Source organism: Actinomadura flavalba DSM 45200, assembly GCF_000374305.1.
In the GTDB taxonomy this organism is placed as follows: Bacteria; Actinomycetota; Actinomycetes; order Streptosporangiales; family Streptosporangiaceae; genus Spirillospora; species Spirillospora flavalba.
The window spans coordinates 1,261,649-1,279,661 of sequence record NZ_KB894093.1 but is presented as its reverse complement, the minus strand read 5'-3'; the positions used below and the strand labels follow the sequence as shown (position 1 = coordinate 1,279,661).

18 protein-coding genes and 1 tRNA gene are annotated in these 18,013 nt (G+C 70.7%); 11 read left to right on the top strand and 8 right to left on the bottom strand.

Going from position 1 to position 18,013, the window contains the following annotated elements:
* The first annotated feature begins 223 nt into the window (after nt 1–223).
* Nucleotides 224–1,069 carry an LLM class flavin-dependent oxidoreductase gene (locus C229_RS0105755; protein WP_018654128.1) on the top strand — a complete coding sequence of 282 codons (846 nt, stop codon included), beginning with the start codon at nt 224–226 and terminating at the stop codon, nt 1,067–1,069.
* A 71-nt stretch (nt 1,070–1,140) separates the two neighbouring features.
* On the opposite strand, the gene C229_RS0105750 is transcribed toward C229_RS0105755, so the two are convergent.
* Complete coding sequence (locus C229_RS0105750) at nt 1,141–1,356, bottom strand: hypothetical protein (protein ID WP_240487085.1); 216 nt, start codon at nt 1,354–1,356, stop codon at nt 1,141–1,143.
* A gap of 967 nt (nt 1,357–2,323) precedes the next feature.
* Here C229_RS0105750 and C229_RS29560 point away from each other — a divergent pair.
* The 5 genes from C229_RS29560 (at nt 2,324) to C229_RS0105725 (ending at nt 6,975) form a co-directional block, all read left to right on the top strand.
* Nucleotides 2,324–2,731 (top strand): peptidase inhibitor family I36 protein, encoded by a 408-nt coding sequence (locus C229_RS29560; RefSeq protein ID WP_018654126.1) that lies wholly within the window; start codon nt 2,324–2,326, stop codon nt 2,729–2,731.
* Between the two features lie 36 nt (nt 2,732–2,767).
* The gene (locus C229_RS0105740) at nt 2,768–3,805 is read left to right on the top strand and encodes a hypothetical protein (protein WP_155884612.1); all 1,038 of its coding nucleotides are present in this window, start codon (nt 2,768–2,770) and stop codon (nt 3,803–3,805) included.
* Between the two features lie 206 nt (nt 3,806–4,011).
* A complete protein-coding gene (locus tag C229_RS0105735) occupies nt 4,012–5,046 on the top strand; it encodes a peptidoglycan-binding domain-containing protein (protein WP_018654124.1) in 1,035 nt (344 codons plus the stop codon).
* Nucleotides 5,043–5,741 carry an ABC transporter ATP-binding protein gene (locus tag C229_RS0105730; RefSeq protein WP_018654123.1) on the top strand — a complete coding sequence of 233 codons (699 nt, stop codon included), beginning with the start codon at nt 5,043–5,045 and terminating at the stop codon, nt 5,739–5,741. Before C229_RS0105735 ends, C229_RS0105730 begins: the two co-directional genes overlap by 4 nt.
* On the top strand, nt 5,734–6,975 hold the full coding sequence (locus tag C229_RS0105725) for an ABC transporter permease (RefSeq protein WP_018654122.1): 1,242 nt from the start codon (nt 5,734–5,736) through the stop codon (nt 6,973–6,975). The genes C229_RS0105730 and C229_RS0105725 overlap by 8 nt, the downstream gene beginning before the upstream one ends.
* A gap of 143 nt (nt 6,976–7,118) precedes the next feature.
* Here the strand turns inward: C229_RS0105725 and C229_RS0105720 are convergent.
* A tRNA-Pro gene (locus tag C229_RS0105720) sits at nt 7,119–7,192 on the bottom strand.
* Between the two features lie 83 nt (nt 7,193–7,275).
* Complete coding sequence (locus C229_RS0105715) at nt 7,276–8,211, bottom strand: metallophosphoesterase (RefSeq protein WP_026313476.1); 936 nt, start codon at nt 8,209–8,211, stop codon at nt 7,276–7,278.
* A gap of 70 nt (nt 8,212–8,281) precedes the next feature.
* Here C229_RS0105715 and C229_RS0105710 point away from each other — a divergent pair, with 70 nt between their 5' ends.
* The gene (locus C229_RS0105710) at nt 8,282–8,737 is read left to right on the top strand and encodes a GatB/YqeY domain-containing protein (protein ID WP_018654120.1); all 456 of its coding nucleotides are present in this window, start codon (nt 8,282–8,284) and stop codon (nt 8,735–8,737) included.
* A 10-nt stretch (nt 8,738–8,747) separates the two neighbouring features.
* Here C229_RS0105710 and C229_RS0105705 read toward each other — a convergent pair whose 3' ends face one another.
* Entirely contained in the window at nt 8,748–9,023 is a 276-nt protein-coding gene (locus C229_RS0105705) for a hypothetical protein (protein ID WP_155884610.1), read from the bottom strand.
* A 77-nt stretch (nt 9,024–9,100) separates the two neighbouring features.
* Nucleotides 9,101–11,398: a penicillin-binding protein gene (locus C229_RS32265; RefSeq protein WP_051108869.1), complete on the bottom strand. Its 2,298-nt coding sequence runs from the start codon at nt 11,396–11,398 to the stop codon at nt 9,101–9,103.
* 324 nt (nt 11,399–11,722) lie between these two features.
* Between C229_RS32265 and C229_RS0105695 the strand changes: the two genes are divergently transcribed.
* Nucleotides 11,723–12,034, top strand: coding sequence for a WhiB family transcriptional regulator (locus tag C229_RS0105695; RefSeq protein WP_018654118.1), 312 nt, complete (start codon nt 11,723–11,725; stop codon nt 12,032–12,034).
* Between the two features lie 144 nt (nt 12,035–12,178).
* On the opposite strand, the gene bagB is transcribed toward C229_RS0105695, so the two are convergent.
* Together bagB and bagA are read right to left on the bottom strand one after the other, a co-directional pair.
* A complete protein-coding gene (bagB, locus tag C229_RS0105690; protein ID WP_026313475.1) occupies nt 12,179–13,318 on the bottom strand; it encodes an ATPase BagB in 1,140 nt (379 codons plus the stop codon).
* A 28-nt stretch (nt 13,319–13,346) separates the two neighbouring features.
* The gene (gene bagA / locus C229_RS0105685) at nt 13,347–14,342 is read right to left on the bottom strand and encodes an ATPase BagA (RefSeq protein WP_018654116.1); all 996 of its coding nucleotides are present in this window, start codon (nt 14,340–14,342) and stop codon (nt 13,347–13,349) included.
* A 219-nt stretch (nt 14,343–14,561) separates the two neighbouring features.
* Here bagA and C229_RS29550 point away from each other — a divergent pair, with 219 nt between their 5' ends.
* The gene (locus C229_RS29550) at nt 14,562–15,602 is read left to right on the top strand and encodes a slipin family protein (RefSeq protein WP_018654115.1); all 1,041 of its coding nucleotides are present in this window, start codon (nt 14,562–14,564) and stop codon (nt 15,600–15,602) included.
* A gap of 57 nt (nt 15,603–15,659) precedes the next feature.
* On the opposite strand, the gene C229_RS0105675 is transcribed toward C229_RS29550, so the two are convergent.
* On the bottom strand, nt 15,660–16,934 hold the full coding sequence (locus C229_RS0105675; protein ID WP_155884609.1) for a hypothetical protein: 1,275 nt from the start codon (nt 16,932–16,934) through the stop codon (nt 15,660–15,662).
* Between the two features lie 433 nt (nt 16,935–17,367).
* On the opposite strand from C229_RS0105675, the gene C229_RS34055 reads away from it, so the two are divergent.
* Together C229_RS34055 and C229_RS0105665 are read left to right on the top strand one after the other, a co-directional pair.
* Complete coding sequence (locus C229_RS34055; protein ID WP_018654113.1) at nt 17,368–17,526, top strand: Sp36 family protein; 159 nt, start codon at nt 17,368–17,370, stop codon at nt 17,524–17,526.
* Entirely contained in the window at nt 17,523–17,981 is a 459-nt protein-coding gene (locus C229_RS0105665; RefSeq protein ID WP_018654112.1) for a RidA family protein, read from the top strand. The genes C229_RS34055 and C229_RS0105665 overlap by 4 nt, the downstream gene beginning before the upstream one ends.
* Nucleotides 17,982–18,013: the final 32 nt, after the last annotated feature.

Below are 18,013 nucleotides of genomic sequence, written 5' to 3'. Positions count from 1 at the left end.
CGGCGGTGGCCGCCGCCATCGTCGCACAGCTCCCCCCGGGCGGCCTCAAAGCGGACAAATCCGGCCGCGCGGTTGCCGAAGATCGCGGGCGCGGCTACATTCGGGCGTACTCCGACGAGACGTTCCCCAGAGGTATGCCGCAGAACGGGAACGTCCCACCCTGGCTCAGGGTGCAGGACCGGGCGGCGACAGTCCTTGTCGACCCCTCCTCCGGAGATCCTCCATGAACATCGGCCTCGGCCTGCCCATCGCCGACCCCGCGCTGCTGACCACCTGGGCGCGCCGCGCGGACGCCGGCCCGTTCTCCACGCTCGGCCTGCTCGACCGGCTCGTCTACGACAACCCCGAACCGCTCGTCGCCCTGGCCGTCCTCGCGGGCGCCACGCAGCGCGTCCGCGTCCAGACCGAGGTGCTGCTCGCGCCGCTGCGCGACACCGCGCTGCTGGCCAAGCAGGCCGCGACGCTCGACCGCATGACCGGCGGCCGCTTCACCCTCGGCCTCGGCATCGGCGGCCGCGCCGACGACCACGCCGCCACCGGCACCGACCTGCGCGCCCGCGGCCGCCGCATGGACGAGCAGCTCCCCCTGCTGCGCAGCCTCTGGGCGGGCGAGCCGTTCAGCGTCGACGCCGGCCCGATCGGCCCCGCCCCGGCCCGCCGCGGCGGCCCCGAGATCCTCATCGGCGGTTTCCAGCCGCCCGCCCTCGAACGCGTCGCCCGCTGGGGCGACGGCTTCCTCTGCGCCGCCCCGCCGTCGTGGGCGGGCGGCCTCCTGGACTCCGTCCGCGGCTTCTGGAAGGACCACGGCCGCACCGGCTCCCCGCGCCTCGTCGCCCAGGTGAACGTCGCCCTCGGCCCCGACGACGTCGCCGCCGAGGCCCACCGCGCCATGCACGCCTACTACGCCTTCACCGGCATGCCCGACCGCATGACCGCCGGTCTCCTCACGACCCCCGCCCAGATCCGCGCCGCCATCTCGGCCTTCGCCGACCTGGGCGCCGACGAGCTCATGCTGTACTGCTACGCCCTGGACCCCGACCAGCCCGCCCGCCTGGCCGACCTCCTCTGACCCGCCCGTCCGGACGGCGAGACGGCTCCGTCCTCTGCGGAGGCGGAGCCGTCGTCACCGACCGGCGAAGGTCACACGGGCATGGCCTCCCGCGCCTTCTCCTTGGCCTTCTGAGCGCGCCGATCCGCCTTCCGATCGTCCCACCGCTCCTCAAGCCGCAGCGCCGTCCCGAGAGCGAAGAACGTCGGCGCCCACTCCCCGACGAAGATCCCCCACCGATCCGCCCGAGCCTGATCCTCGGCCCCCTTGGAAACCACCCAGGACCCGAACGCCAACGCCACCGACACGAACCCCGCCGTATAACAAACCCCCGACGAGACCCCAACCTTCCGCAACACCCCAACCACAAGAATCCCCTCCCTCTCGACCGTTTCCCCCCGACACGTCCCCCCACCTCGCCCTCGTCACAATCCCCACCGCACCAAGAGCCCGCAAAGCTCGGGATCGGCCGACGGACGCTCGCGCACCCCGGCTTCGGTCACGTCGGTGAGTGGTCCGCTTCTCGGCCGCCGGTCCACGTTGAAGAAGCGGGCGGGCACGCTCCAAGGCAACGCCGCCCGCCCTTCCGCCGGGACGAGAGGAACTCACGCGCGCCCACTCCAGAGGCAACGACATCAGGCCCGCTCCTCATCACGAGGAGCGGGCCTGATGCTCGGCTGCTGTCGCTGACCAGCGTTCGCTGAGCCCGGCTGGATCCGGCGAAGCCGGGCGAGTACGCAGGCTCCCGATGCCCGTCTCCTCATTCGAGGGCGGCGTTGAACGCCTCAACGGCGCCGTTGCCGGTACCGGCAAGACCGTCCTCTGCGCCATGTTTCGCGACGGCACAGTGGCCAGCCCTGGACAACGGCGGGTGTGACATGGCGGCTGTCCGGGGCCATGTTCGGTGAATGACGTCGAGTCCGCCGCATGTGGCAGCTGGTGCCCTTTCCGGGCGGGCCGGGCTTCGTCGGCTGCGATTCCTCCACAGCACTGACCTGTCGGTACGTCGTTGATGCAGCTCACGGCGGACGCGCATGGTCAAGGGCCGAGGCAAGTGCCGGCAGCGGGCTGTGAAGTGCGGTTCGCGCAGGTCGCTGACGGAGGTTCGATCCTCGTTACCGAAACTGGCAGAAGCGGTCAAATTATGTGCATTTGGAGTAATTGACGGCTTCTTGACTCGTGTGTAAGACTTCGCGGCGTCCTTTAGCCCGACCCCGTAACGGCTTGGCGGCTCAGCTACGAGGTCGGGCCAGCGCGAAGCACCTGGGAGTCTACGTGTCCATCACCGTCAAGCGCGTCTTGGGGGCGGCCGTCCTGGCCGCCACCGCGAGCGTGTCGCTCGGAACACTCGCGGCCCCCGCGGCCCTCGCCGGTCCCGGAGGCTGCGAGAGCGGCCAGTTCTGTGCCTGGACCAAGCCGAACTTCACCGGCACCGTCAACCGGTCGGACATCGCCTGTACGAACTGGGGCAACCAGATCGTCTACCCCTGCAACAAGTGGGGCCCGCAGGAGGACGACGACTCCACCTGGGCGAGCATGTTCACCACGCTTCAACGGGTCTGCGTTTACGACAAGGCGGATTACAAGGTCAACACGGTCTGGATCACCTACAATAAGTGGCAGACCAAGGGACCGGGCGAGGACCGCGGTAACTCGCACCGCGGTCGCAATGGCGGCTGCTGACCATACCGTCAGATCAGAAGAGGCTCTTTTCCTCGTATGAGCAACGCGAATGAACCGGTGGACGGCCCGGAGCAGTCCGGGCCGTCCCCGGCTCCATCCAGTAATCGACGCCGGAATGCGCTCATCGGCGGGCTGGTGCTCGCCGTCGCGGTCGGCGCGGGCGCGTACTCGGTCCTCGGCGAGGACGAGACGGGGGCCGCCGATCCGGCCCTGGCGGGAGGCCGATGGACGATCCCGGACCGCCCCGACCCGGGGGTGCGGGATACCCTGCGCGGCCTGTTCGACGGCGACAGCGTGCGTGAGGCCGCGGTGCAGGAGATGATTCGGCGCTGCATGCGGAAGTCGGGATTCGACTACGTGAAGAATCCCGTCGCCCCACGTGACATTGCTCCGACCATCGGCAACGACCACTACGGGATCTCACTGGCCGAGGCCGAGCGGTACGGCTACGGCAAGTACCGGGCGAAGGACCTGGAGGGCAACGCCGATCCGTCCCGTGAAGGCAGGCAGGGCCAACAGAACTTGTCTCCGAGCGACCGCAAGCGCTGGGAGGCGACCCTGGTGGGAGACTGGTCCAGGACGATCAAAGTCCAGCTGCCGGACGGGTCCGAGACGGGCACACCGGACAACGGTTGCATCGCCGAGGCCCGCAAGGCCGTCTTCGGCTCCTTGGAAGCGGAGCTGAAGCTCACGCAGCTCGCCGGAAACCTGCCGATCTGGGCCAGGAAACAGGCCACGTCGGATCCCGCGTTCCAGACCCTGAATCGAAAATGGTCGGAATGCGTCAAGGCGCTGGGGAAGGGTGATTTCGCCTCTCCGGAAGCCCTTCGGGCGCGGGCCGACGAACTCGTCAAGGACTCACCGGATCAAGCCGAGCCCGTCGACCGGCCACTGGCCGTGGCGGAGGCCCGGTGCGATGCCAAGATCGGCTACACGCCCCAGCGCCGGCTTCTGGAAGACCGCTACTACACGGCGGGGCTTCGCAAGTACGAAGGCGAGGTCGCGGCCATTCAGGAGATGAACCGGGAGGCGCTCGCGCGGGCGCGGAGGCTTCTGTCAGGCCAAGGGGAATGAAGCGCCCGCATCGCCGAGGTGGTCGTGGCGAACCGGCGGGGGCGAAGCGGGGCGGCTCGCGGCGGCCCTGGACGCTGGGCACGGCAGGTGCGACCTGTCTCCTGCTCGTGACCGCGGGAACCTGGGGACTGGCGAGCCAGTCCAGGTCGCCGCGGCAACTCGCCGCGAGCGCCGCCGCCCCACCGAGGTCCACGATCAAGGTCCCCGTGCGGTTCGAGCGGCTGGTCCGCACCGCGGGCCTGGAATGCCGAGCCGAGCCGAAGACGCGGCTTCCCGTTCCCGTGGCGGTGGGTGACGACCAGGGTGATCCCGTCGTCACTGCGCTGCCCATCAAGCAGGGGCGGAGAGTCGGCGAAGGCCAGGTCGTCATGGAGGTGTCGGGGCGGCCGGTGATCCTGCTGGTCGGTCGCCTGCCGGCGTATCGGGACATCCTGCCCAATGCCTCCGGGCCGGACGTCGAACAGCTTCAGGCCGCCCTGTCACGCCTCGGGATCCTGGGCGGTGGCGCTGCCAGGGGCAGGTTCGACGCCGTCACGCGGATGGCCGTGTACAGGCTCTACCGGCAGAGGGGATATCCGCCACCGGGGTTGGAGCCCAAGGACGAGAAGGCCGAGAAGAACGCCGCCGTCAAGGTGACCCTGCCGCGCAGGGAACTGCTGATGGTGCCGACGCTGCCCGCGAGCCTGGGAACCGTCAAGGCGAGAGTGGGCGCTTCCGTCCGTACCGGTGATGTGGTCCTCACTTCCGGTCGGCCGGTGTTGCGCTGCATCGTCGAGGATGCGTCCGCCGCGTTCGGCCTTCGCAAGGGTGCCAAGGCCACGGTGAGCACCCCCGGAGGCGGCTCGTTGACGGCGCGGGTGCAACGCATCAGCACCTCTGCGGCAGAGTCGTCTCCTCGGGAGGGGGCTCCCCGCTCCCAGGACGGCGACGGAGAGGAAGAACGCACCGAGGTGACGCTCGAGGCGGCGCGAACGCTGCGGATCGGCAAGGGCTACCAGGCCCGGGTGGAGATCGAGAAGGCCGGCTTTGTCGCACCGGTGGTCCCGTCCTCGGCCCTGTGGTCGCAGTCCGGGGGACGGACGATCGTCAAGGTGCTGCGCGCCGGCCACCGGGTCGAGGTGGCGGTGCGCCCCGGGTTCGAGGTCGACGGGCAGGTCACGGTGACCGCGACGGGCGGGACTCTGCGGCAGGGCGATGAGGTCATCGTCGCGGCCGACGCGGGCCAGGGCGGACAGCCGTGACGGCGGTGCTCGCGCTGGACGGCGTCGGGCGCGTCTACGACTCCCCGGCCGGGCCGGTGACGGCACTCGACGGGGTGAGCTTCGAGGTCGCCGCCGGTGACCTGGTGGCGATCATCGGACCGTCCGGTTCGGGGAAGTCGACGCTGCTCAATACGCTCGGCCTCCTGGACCGTCCCACCGCAGGGCGCTACCTGCTGAACGGCGAAGACACCGCTGGCCTCCCCGAAGCGGCGCGGACCCGGCTGCGAGCCCAGCACATCGGCTTCGTGTTCCAGGCTTTCCACCTGGTCGGCCACAAGACGGCGGTCGCCAACGTGACGCTGCCGCTGATGTACAACCGCAGGCCCCGCCGGGAACGTCGTGAGCAGGCCGAGCAGGCTCTCATCCGGGTCGGACTGGAGCACCGGTTGCGGGCCTTGCCCCACACCATGTCCGGCGGAGAGAAGCAACGGGTGGCGATCGCCCGCGCGACCGTGCACGAACCGCTGTTGCTCCTGTGCGACGAGCCCACCGGCAACCTCGACACCGACACGTCAGCGACCGTGATGGAACTGCTGGGGGACCTCGCACGCGGCGGCCTTGCCGTGGTGGTGGTCACCCACGACCTTGCGGTCGCCGAAGCCGCCGACCGGGTGCTCCGGGTCAGAGACGGCCGGCTGACCGAGGTCGGGGCGGGCAGGGCCGGGAATGACTGACCGGTTGGGAACGCTGCGCGACGTGGTGGCCGAGTCCTTGGAGGCCATCGGCGGACGTCGTGTCCGCAGCGCCCTCACACTGCTGGGCGTCGCGTTCGGAATCCTCGCCCTGGTCGCCACCGTGGGACTGACCAGTTCTGCGGCCGCCCAGGTGTCGGCGCGATTCGACGCCCTCAAGGCGACCAGCGTGACGATCGACGGGGCCGCCGCGGAGGAGGAACAGCCGATCGACGCCGCAACCGGGCTGCGCGGACCCGCGATCGACCCTGACGGCGTACGCAGGACCGCACGGCTCAACGGGGTCGCCTCCGCCGGCGTGATGGCGATTACCAAGGACACGCTCCCGCAGGTGAGCAGGGTCGGCTCACAGGTCCCCTCCGCAGCGGTGGAGACTCCGGTGCTGGCGGCCGACGTCGGTGCCGTCGCAGCGCTCAGGCTCCGGCCGCTCGCCGGCCGGCTGTTCGACCAGGTGCACCAGGACCGGCGGTATCGGGTGGCGCTACTGGGCGACGTCGCCGCCAGGAATCTCGGTATCGACCCCGCCGACCCTTCCAGCGTGGACGGACGGACGACCGTCTACATAGCCGGCCGCCCCTACCTTCTGCTCGGCATTGTGACCACCCCCGACTTCGAGTCACAGGCGCCGCTGGCCGCGGTCGTCCCGGAGTGGGTGACCCGGGATCCCGCGGCGGCGCTCACTTTCGCGGACCCCAGGGTGATCGTCAAGACTCGCCCCGGGGCCGCCCAGCAGGTCGGGGTCGAAGCCAAGGTCGCCCTCGATCCTGCCCGGCCGGGACGCCTGATCGCGCAGGTCCCGCCGGACCCCCGCCAGTTGCGGGCGAAGGTGGAGACCGACACCCGCACGCTATTCCTGGTGATGGCGGCGGTTTCCTTGCTGATCGGAGCCATCGGAATCGGTAACACCACTCTGGTCGCCGTCCTGGAACGCAGGCAGGAGATCGGGTTGCGCCGCGCTATCGGGGCCTCCCGGCGTTCCATCCTCGTGCAGTTCCTGTTGGAGAGCGGCATGCTGGGATTGCTCGGCGGGGTCGTGGGTACCATCGCCGCACTCGACCTGACCATCGGAATCGCGCTGAGCAAGGACTGGACGGCCGCCATTCCACCCTGGCTCATCGGCGTCGGCCCGCTGCTCGGACTTGTGGTCGGCCTGGTCGCCGGAATCTACCCGTCCGCCAAAGCGGCGCGCATGGAACCGGTCACCGCGCTCGCGTGATGGGGCCAGGCCACTGAAGGCCCTTGTCCTCTTTCGGAGCAGAGCCGCGGCCGCCGCGCCGACGCCGGTCGACCTGGAGTCGCTCGAACAGGCACCGAAAACGAAAGAGCCCTTTCCGTACCCGGAAAGGGCTCTTTCTAGCGTCGGGGTGGCGGGATTTGAACCCACGACCTCTTCGTCCCGAACGAAGCGCGCTGCCAAGCTGCGCTACACCCCGGTTGGTGGCTGCCCGGGAGATCGTACGTTCCTCCCGGCGCCGTCACCCACTCTAGCGGATCCTTGGGGGTGGTGCGTCCTCGTTTAGTCCGGTGGGGTCGCGCGGGGGACGAGGGTCAGGAGGGTGGCCTCGGGGGGACAGCAGAAGCGGAAGGGGGCCTTGGGGGAGGTGCCGAGGCCGGCGGAGACGTTCAGGTAGGCGCCCTTGTGCTTGTGCAGGCCCTTGACGCGGGGACGGTCGATGCCGCAGTTCGTCGCGAGGGCGCCGTAGAAGGGGACGCAGACCTGGCCGCCGTGCGTGTGCCCGGCGAGGAGAAGGTCGTAGCCGTCGGCGACGAAACGGTCCATGTTGGAAGGCTCGGGGGAGTGCATGACGCCGAGGTGGATGTCGGCCTGCGGGTCGACGGGGCCGGCGATGCGGTCGTAGCGGTCGCGGCCGATGTGCGAGTCGTCGATGCCGCCGAACTCGACGTCGAGCGAGCCGACCTTCAGCCGGCCGATGCGGTTGTTGAGGTCGAGCCAGCCCGCCGCCTGGAGCGCGGACGACAGCTCCCGGTAGGGCAGGTCGGGTTCGCGGTCCTGCCGGGCGTAGTCGGACTTGCTGGTGCGCCACACGTAACGCAGCGGGTTCTTCAGCACCGGGGAGAACAGGTCGTTCGAGCCGAACACGAACGCGCCCGGACGGTCGAGCAGCGGCCCGAGCGCGTCGAGGAACGGGCCGATCGCGTCGCGGTGGGACAGCGAGTCGCCGGTGTTGACGACGAGGTCGGGTTCGAGCGCGTCCAGCGAGCGCACCCAGTGGATGAGCCGGGTGCGGCCGGGCGTGAGGTGCGCGTCGGAGATGTGCAGGACGCGGACGGAAGGACGCCCCGCGGGCAGCACGGGCACCCGCACGCGGCGCAGCCGGAACCAGTTGCGCTCGATCACCGAGGCGTACCCGAACGTCGCGGCAGCCGCGCCCGCCAGGCCGAGGGGCAGGCCGTAGGTCTTTCGCACGGTTCTCCTTCCTGAGAGTCCCATCGTTCCAGACCCGGGCGGCGCGCGGGAAACCCTGATGAGGTTGGGGACCGCGGCGCGGCAGAATGTCACCATGAGCGACCTCAAGGACAAGCTGGAGCAGGACCTGTCGGTCGCGATGAAGGCCCGCGACGACGTGCGCACCCGCACGCTGCGCATGGCCCTCACCGCGGTGAAGAACGAGGAGGTCGCGGGGAAGAAGGCGCGCGAACTGTCCGACGACGACGTCGTCGCGGTGCTGACGCGCGAGGCGAAGAAGCGCCGCGAGGCGGCGACCGCCTTCGCGGACGCGGGCCGTGCCGAGCAGGCCGACGCCGAGCGCGCCGAGGGCGTCATCCTCGACGAGTACCTGCCGACGCAGCTCGGCGACGTCGAGCTGACGGCCCTCGTCACCGACGCCATCGCCGAGACCGGCGCGTCCGGCCCCCGCGCGATGGGCCAGGTCATGAAGGCCGTCACCCCGAAGGTCGCGGGCCGCGCCGAGGGCGGCCGCGTCGCCTCGGAGGTGAAACGCCAGCTCGCCACCTGACCGGGCGGTGTCAGGCCCCGGCCCTTCCGTGCTCGGACGGGCCGGGGCCGGTGCGGCCGGTCGTCACCAGCCGCACGCAGTCCGGGCACGCCTCCGCTTCGGCGGGGTCGAAGACCGAGCTGTCGGTGAAGACGACGTCCTCGCCGCCCGCGCAGGCGGTCCGCCGTTCCCCGTCCCGCTCCCGCCACGCGTGCGCGACCGCTTCGCGCGGCTCCTCCCCGGCGAGGCACGGATCGACCGCCCACGTCTGCTCGGGCCCGCGGAACCAACCGGAAGACTCGCTCATCGGACGCATGACCGACCTATAGCCGTCGGTGAGGGTCGCGAACCCTCCGTGATGGCCACTGGTCGGAGGCGCGGACGTCAGTCCCAGGGCCAGCGGAAGAAACCCTCGCCCTCGTTGGGCTCGTCGCCCTCCTCGTTCTCGTCTTTGTCGCCGTTGCTCATGTAGATGGTGACGACGCTGCTGAGCGGCGCCTCCGTTCCGGCCGAGGGTGACGTCGAGGCGACGGTGCCCTTGGGTTCGGACGAGCGGACGGGCTTGGGGGAGACGTGGACCTCGAAGTCGGCGGCCTGGAGCTTGGTGGTGGCCTCGCCGATGGACAGGCCGACGACGTCGGGGACGGTGGCGGTGTCGCCGAAGTCGCCGGTCGGGCGGGTGAAGCCGGGGGCGGGACGGCCCGCGAGGGCGGTGCGCATCGCCTGCTGCCAGATGGCGGCGGGCTGGTCGGCCCCGTAGACGCCGTAGACGGGGTACTTGAACTGGCCGCGCGGGTCCCAGTAGGCGACGGACGACGCCATGATCGGCGTGTGCCCGGCGAACACCGCGCAGGTGTGGGCCTCGCAGGTGCCCGTCTTACCGGCGGCGGGACGGCCGATCGAGCGCCCGCGCGCGGTGCCCTTGTCGAAGACGCCCTGCATGATCGAGTTGGCCTGGTCGGCCACGCCGCGATCGACGACCTGGTCGCACTTGGCCTTGGGCAGCTTGAGCTTCTTGCCCTCGTTGTCGGTGATCTCGGTGATCGAGACGGGCGCGCAGTACTTGCCGCGCGCCGCGATGCCCGCGTACGCCGACGCGAGGCTCACCATGTCGATCTCGTTGGTGCCGAGGACCTGAGACGGGACCTGCTGGAGCGGCGCCCCGCTCGCCTGCCGGAGGCCGAACCGCTCGGCCATCTTCACCGAGTCGCAGAGGCCGACGCGCTTCTCCAGGTGGGCGTAGAAGGTGTTCACCGACATCCAGGTGCCGGTCTTGAGGTTGTACGCGCCCTTCTCGGCCGGGTCGGAGTTCTTGACCGGCCACGGCCCGAAACCGCCGCCCTTGCAGTCGCGCATGCCGTTGAGGACGGTGTTGGACCCGGCGGCGATCGAGGTGTTGACCGGGATGCCCTGGTCGAGTGCGGCGAGCAGCGTGAAGATCTTGAACGTCGAACCGGCCGAGACGCCGACGCCGCCGCCGTGCGCGGAGTTGGCCGGGAGGTTGATCGTGGTGCGGCCCTTGCCGGAGCCGAAGCGCTTGCTGAGGCCGATGGCCCGGACGTTGCCGGTGCCCGGCTCGACCATCGCCTGCGCGCCGACCTTGTGACTGGACGGGGAGACGATGTTGCGCAGCGCCTGGTCGACAGAGCGCTGGGCCTTGCGGTCGAGCGTGGTGCGGATCGAGTAGCCGCCGCGGTTCAGGTCGTTGACGACCTCGCGCTTCTTGGTGTCGTTGAGCGACCAGTACTTGCCCTTGGACAGCAGGTTGAGCGCGTCGTACATCGCGTACTGGCAGAAGAACGGCGCGTCGCTCATCTGGCAGCCGCCGACCGGTTCGGTGCGGTTCAGGTGGATCGGCTTGTCGATCTCGGTCTTGGCCTGCGCCGGGGTGATCGTGCCGAGTTCGGCCATCCGGTTCAGGACGACGTCGCGGCGCGTCCGCGCGTCGTTGGGGTTGCGGATGGGGTCCCAGGCGGCGGGGTTCTGGGTGATGCCGGCCAGCAGCGCGGCCTCGCCGAGCTTGAGCTTGGCGGCGGGCTTGGAGAAGTACCGCTTGGCGGCGGCCTGGACGCCGTAGGCGCCGGAGCCGAAGTAGGCGATGTTGAGGTAGCCCTGGAGGATCTCGTCCTTGGTCATCCGCTGTTCGACGTCGAGCGCGTAGCGCAGCTCGCGGACCTTGCGGCCGACGGTGGGGGCGGTGGCCTCCTGGTACTCCTCCTTGGTCTTGGCGCTGTCGGCGAGGAGGTTCTTGACGTACTGCTGGGTGAGCGTCGAGCCGCCCTGGGTCTGGTCGGACTCGACGTTGGAGGCGAGCGCGCGCAGGGTGCCCTTGAGGTCGAGGGCGCCGTGCTCGTAGAAGCGGGCGTCCTCGATGTCGATGATGGCCTTGCGCATGATCGGGGCGACCTGGTCGAGCCGGATGGACTCGCGGTACCGGTCGAAGAACGTCGCGACGGGCTTGCCCGCCGCGTCGTACATGACGGTCTTCTCCGACGGGGGCGTCGTCTTGAGGTCGCTTTCCATGTTCTGGAAGTTGTCGGCGGCGTCGCGGGCGGTCAGCCCGGCGCTGCCGACCCCCGGCAGCGCGATGAACGCGAGCAGGACGCCGGCGACCACACCCGCTCCCAGCAGCCGGAACAGGGTGGGGAAGGGGTTGACCCGGTCTTCGTTCGCCTCGTGCACGACACCAGGGTACGCGGGACGACCCGTGCATACGGGACACCCGCCCCCCGTCCGGCCGATTTGGCAGCCGGTGCCGCTTTGTTCGTGCCATCATCGGCCTGCCGGACGCTCCCACCGCAGCTTCGCACGTCAAGGATGGGTAACTAGTCCGTTCTGGTGGCATGGCCCGCGTGGGCTATATCGAGAATGGGCCCCCCGGGGACTGTTGAATCGTCTCTCGCTTCCGTAAGTTCTTCCCCACGGCTTTCGTTTGGCGGCCTGACGTCCGCGCCCGTCCGGCCATGGAGCGCAAATCGACACAGACCCTAGGGGAGTGGGGCCAAGATGTGGATCACGGATTGGACCGCCCGTGCCGCCTGCCGTACCGCGGACCCCGACGCCCTGTTCGTGCAGGGCGCGGCGCAGAACCGGGCGAAGACCATCTGCCGTGGCTGCCCGGTGCGGACCGAGTGCCTCGCCGACGCGCTGGACGACCGGATCGAGTTCGGCGTCTGGGGCGGGATGACGGAGCGCGAGCGGCGCGCACTGCTGCGCAGGCGTCCGGACGTACGGTCGTGGCGCGACCTGCTGGAGACCGCCAAGGACGAGTACGAACGGACGGCGGAGTCCGCCGAGGCGGCCCTGGTCGCGAGCTGACCGGAACCGTCGGCGGTATGAAGGGGGAGGCCGGGGGCGCGTTCGCGCGTCCTCCGGTCGGCTTTCTCGCCGTGATCACCGCGAAATGCCGCGCTGACCGGGAGAAATGACCGTTCAGCCGGGTTTGGACAATAAGGCCGGAATCTACGCCGCGTGATCGCCCGCGAGATCCGCGCCCACCGTGCGCAGTCCCGAAAGATCGTGCACGTCCTCGGCCTGCGCGGGAACCGCCGTCACCGGAACCGTCGGATGAGCGGACGAGAACTGCTCGCGCAGCCGCTCCTCCCGCGCCGCGAGCTGCATCCGCTCGGTGTGCAGCCGCAGCAGCGCCGCCGTCACCGCGTGCTCGCCGCGCTCCTCCAGCGTCTCGGCCGCCGCCTGGCCGCGCGCCGCGGACAGCGTGCTCTCGCACTCGTGCACCCGGTTCACGACCAGCCCCGCCAGCGGCATCCGCTCCTCGGCGAGCCGCTCCACGAAGTACGACGCCTCGCGCAGCGCGTCCGGCTCGGGCGCGGCGACGACGAGGAACGCGGTCCCCGGGGTCTGGAGCAGCCGGAACGTCTTCTCGGCCCGCTCCCGGAAGCCGCCGAACATCGTGTCGAACGCGGCCACGAACGTCTGCACGTCGCGCAGGAGCTGGACGCCCAGCACCTTGTTGATCACGCCGGTGAACATGCCGAACCCGGCGCTGATGACCTTCACGCCGAGCCGTCCGCCCGTCTTGGCGGGCGCCGCGAGGATCTTCATGAAGCGGCCGTCGAGGAACCGGCCCATCCGCTCGGGGGCGTCCAGGAAGTCCAGCGCGTTCCGCGACGGCGGGGTGTCGACGATGATGAGGTCCCAGGCGCCGGAGCGGTGCAGTTGCCCCAGTTTCTCCATCGCCATGTACTCCTGCGTGCCCGACAGGCTCGACGACAGCGACTGGTAGAAGGGGTTCGCGAGGATCTGCCGGGCGCGGTCGGGGTCGGCGTGCGCCTCGACGATCTCGTCGAACGTCCGCTTCATGTCGAGCATCATCGCGTGCAGCTCGCCGTCGCCGTCGACCTCGATGCGGCGCGGGTTGTTGTCCAGCTCGGACAGGCCGAGCGACTGCGCGAGCCGGCGGGCCGGGTCGACGGTGAGGACGACGACGTCGCGGCCGCGTTCGGCGGCGCGGACGCCGAGCGCCGCGGCCGTCGTCGTCTTGCCGACGCCGCCGGAACCGCAGCAGACGATGATCTTGGTGCGCGGGTCGTCGAGGAGGGCGTCCACGTCGAGCACGGGGGGCGTCTTGGCGGGGCTCATGATCGGCTCGTCTCCCGTCCCGCCGCGCTCACGCGGCACCCTGGTCGCGGAGCGCGGCCGCGAGTTCGTACAGCCCGGCGAGGTCCATGCCGTCGCTGAGCAGCGGCAGCGCGTAGCGGGGCCGGTCGATCGACTCCAGCCGCTCCTTCTCGCGCGCCTGGAGCGCGGTGCGGCGCCCGTGCGTGCGGGCCTCGCGGACGAGGACGTCGGCGATGCGCTCGACGTCGTCGGTGAGGCCCGCCGACTTCACGCCCGCGACGATGTCGTCACGGTCCAGTTCGCCGGCCGCCGCGGCGGCGAGCGTGTCGGGCGGGAGGACCGGCGCGTGCTCCATGTTCACGAACACGCCGCCGACGGGCAGGCCCACGGCCGTCAGGTCGGAGATGCCGTCCATCGTCTCCTGGACGGGCATCTCCTCCAGCAGCGTGACGAAGTGGACGGCCGTCTGCGGGCTCCGCACGACGCTCATCACCGTGTCGGCGTGCTTGCGGATCGGGCCTGCCTTCGCCAGGCCCGACACCTCGTCGTTGACGTTGAGGAACTTGGTGATGCGGCCGGTGGGCGGCGCGTCCATCACGACCGCGTCGTAGACGAACGAGCCGTCCTTGTTCTTGCGGCGGACCGCCTCGCTCGTCTTGCCGGTGAGGATGACGTCCCGCAGCCCCGGCGCGATCGTGGTGACGAAGTCGACGACGCCGAACCGCGACATCGCCTTCCCGGCCCGCTTGAGGTTGTAGAACATCTCCAGGTATTCGAGGAGCGCCTCCTCGGTGTCGATCGCGAGGGCGAAGACCTCGCCGCCGTCCGGCGCGACCGCGACCTTGCGCTCCTCGTACGGCAGCGGCGGGCAGTCGAAGAGCTGGGCGATGCCCTGCCTGCCCTCGACCTCGACCAGCAGCACCCGGTGGCCGCCGGACGCCAGCGCCAGCGCCAGCGCGGCGGCGACGGTGGTCTTGCCGGTCCCGCCCTTGCCGGTGACGACGTGGAGGCGCACGCCGTCCCAGTCCGTGTCCCTCGCGCTCACGCGATCGACCCTACAGGCCGTCGTCCCGAGATGAACCGGCGCGTCCGCGACTGTGCAAGTGAACCCTGACACGCCGCCGGGGCGGCCGTATTCCCGGTGCGCGGGGGTGTGGACGGGCGAGGGCGCTGGCTACGTTGGGTAGGTAAGAAGAGGGAACAGGTCCCGAGGGCGTCCGGCCCCGCCTCACAGGGACGGCAGAGCAACAGGGAGGTACGACTGATGGAGTTCGTCCTCGTCTTGCTGATCGCCGTGGTGGTGGCCGGGTTGTTCGCCGCCGCCTCGTCGATCCGCATCATCCAGCAGTTCGAGCACGGCATCGTGTTCCGGTTCGGGCAGGTGCAGCGGGGCACGGAGCTGCGGCGGGGCGCGGTGCGCAAGCCGGGCCTGACCGCGATCATCCCCGTCGTCGAGCGGATGCAGAAGGTCAACCAGCAGACCGTCACGATGAACGTGCCCGGGCAGGACGGCATCACCCAGGACAACGTGAGCGTGCGCGTCGACGCCGTCGTGTACTTCCGGGTCGTCGACCCGGTGAAGGCGATCGTCAACGTGCAGAACTACGGCTACGCCGTGTCGCAGATCGGGCAGACGTCCCTGCGGTCGGTGATCGGCCAGACGGACATGCAGGAACTGCTCGGCGAACGCGAGAAGATCAACGCCCACCTGCGCACGATCATGGACGAGATCACCCGCGACCCGTGGGGCGTCCTCATCGAGCGCGTCGAGATCAAGGACGTGTCGCTGCCGGAAGGCATGAAGCGCTCGATGGCGCGGCAGGCCGAGGCCGAGCGGGAACGCCGGGCGCGGATCATCTCCGCCGACGGCGAGTTCCAGGCGTCCAAGCGGCTCGCCGCCGCCGCCGAGATCATGTCGGAGGACCCGGCCGCCCTCCAGCTCCGCCTGCTCCAGACCGTCGTGGACGTGTCCGCCGAGAAGAACAGCACGCTGATCATGCCGCTGCCGGTGGAGATCCTGCGCTTCTTCGACAAGATGGCGCCCGCGCCCGACCGGCAGCCGGACGCGGAGAAGGGCCGTCCCGGCCTCGGAGAACGCCTCGCCAAGGCCGAGGAGGATCTGGCGAAGGTGGCCGAGCAGCCGCCCGGCCTGGAGTCGCCGGACGAGGTGCCGCCCGTGATCGGGCTGGACGAGCCCAAGCCGCACAGCCGCGTCCCCGGCGACGCCCCGGCCCAGGCGGAGGTGGAGGCCCCGGCGGACGAGACCCGCCGCGCGGCGGGCGAGGACGGCGAACCGCTCCGCTGACGCGGCCTGTGCCCCACCCGGCATCCCGGACCGGCGGCGTCGGGTGGGGCCGCCGCGTCAGGCGTAGTCGTCGAGCCGGTCGGCGTAGAACGTGTCGGCGACCCATGCGCCGATCTTCATCCCGCCCCAGAGCCCGGCGGCACCGCCGGCGAACGTGCCCGGAATCCCGCCCGCACCGCCGACGGGCGCCGTGGCGATCACGCCCACGGTGCCGCCGGCGACCCACCCGGCGAAGAAGCCCCCGGTCCCCCAGTCTCTGATGATCTTCTCCCGGACGGTGAGCCGGTGCGAGGGCAGGGGGAAGCGGCCGTAGCGCAACGGGTAACCGTAGCGCAACGGGTAATAGGCGGACATGAGCGGCCGTACGGACGGGAGGTGCGGAATGCTCGGGGCGGCCTGGCCTCCGGGGGGCGACAGCGGGCGCGGCCCGTCCTGCGTGCCGGCGTCGTCGGGCAGCGTCCGCGCGAGCCGCTGCCGGGTGGCGGCGCCGATGCCCTGGGAGATGGCGAACGCCGTGGTGAGGTGGCCGAGGTGGATCTCGGCGACGAGGGCGGTCACGTCGGTGACACCCTCGGTGGGCGAGTGCCCGCTCGGATGCGTACCGGCCCGGGACACCTCCGCCTGGAGGGCGTGGCGCAGGATCTCGTCCTGCCAGTACGAACGGCCCAGCAGCGCGACCGCCGCGGCCTGCGCCGCGTCGTCGCGCGCGGACAGCCGCATGACGGCCTCGGCCTCGGACGCGCGGCGGACCAGCGGCTCGGCGTCCCCGGCGGCGGGGGGACGCGCGAGCGTCACCGGAGCGGCCCGCAACGCGTCATGGATCGACCGGTGGACGACCTCGGCGGGAACGACGGTGTCCGTGGCGGCGAGCAGGTCGGTGATCTGGGCGACCTGACGGTTCACCGTCTCGACGGTGACCGCGATGTCGTCCTCGTCCGGGACGGGGAGGGTGTGGGCGTCCACGTCGAAGTCGTTCGCCGCGTCGGCCGCCACCGCCAGGTGGCCGCTGAGCCGCGTGTCGCCGATCTGCTCGGCGTGGGCGGCCAGGTCGGAGCGCAGGGCGGCGACGCCGGCGAGCAGGGTCTCGGCGTGGCCGGCGTCCCGCTCGGCGACCCTGGCCACGACGGCGAGTTCCGGGTCGGACAGGACCGGCAGGACGGGTGTGGAGGACATGACGTCCTCGACCGCCTCCTCGTAGCCCGGGCCGTCGCCCGCCGCCTCCGCGCCGGTGGTCAGCGGCGACGCCAGCAGCCGCGCGCGCGTGGCGATCTCGAACAGGAGTTCCTCCGGCGGCGCGGGCACGCCTTTGCCGAAATGACTCTTCGATCCCATCACGCCACCGGACTTCGAAACCATTGTCGATTCCTTTCGTCGGCCTACGTGACGGGACACTAACCAGATTCGGAGCGGTGCCGGGATGGCACGGTGGCGACCACAAGCGGACATTGGCGTTGGCGCCGGGCTCGCCTAGGCTTGCTGATCGGTGGCGCCTCGTGCCGACCGGGGCGTCGCGGGAGAATAGCAAGATCGCCATTTTCGGAAAGGTGTGTCGCCTTGTCCGGAAGCGTTGCCGATGGCGTCCCCGGAGGATGGGTCGCCGTGGTCGTCGTGGAAAAGGGAAGGGGTTCCGGATCGCGTCGGATGACGCTTTTGGGCACCGGGCCGTCCGCCGGTCTCCCCGTCCGCGGGGGAGGTGCTGCGAAGTTATCCACAGGCGGTCGAGGGCGGCGCCGGGGTGGGGCGGTGGATCGCTAGGGTGGCTCGCATGACCAAGTGGGAATACGCGACCGTGCCGCTGCTCGTGCACGCGACCAAGCAGATCCTCGACAACTGGGGCCAGGACGGGTGGGAGCTCGTGACCGTGCTGCCGGGGCCGAACCCGGAGAACCTGGTGGCCTACTTCAAGCGTCCGAGGGGCGAGTGAGCACCCCGGAGGAGCGCCTGGCCGAGCTGGGCCATGAGCTGCCCGGCGTCGCCAAGCCGCTCGCGGCCTACGTCCCGGCCGTCGCGCAGGGGTCGCTCGTCTACACCTCCGGCCAGCTTCCGCTGGTCGACGGCGAGCTGGCCGTGCGCGGCAAGGTCGGCGCGGAGGTGACGCCGGAGCAGGCGTACGACCTGGCGAAGATCTGCGCGCTGAACGCGATCGCGGCGGTGCGCGCGCAGGTCGGCTCGCTGGAGAACGTCCGCATCGTGAAGGTCGTCGGGTTCGTCGCGAGCGACCCGTCGTTCACCGGCCAGCCGAAGGTGATCAACGGCGCGAGCGAGCTGCTCGGCGACGTCTTCGGCCAGGACGGCCTGCACGCGCGCAGCGCGGTCGGTGTCACGGTGCTGCCGATGGACGCTCCGGTCGAGGTCGAGCTGATCGCCGAGGTCCGTTGAACCCTTGACGGAACGCCATTCGGTATGTCCGA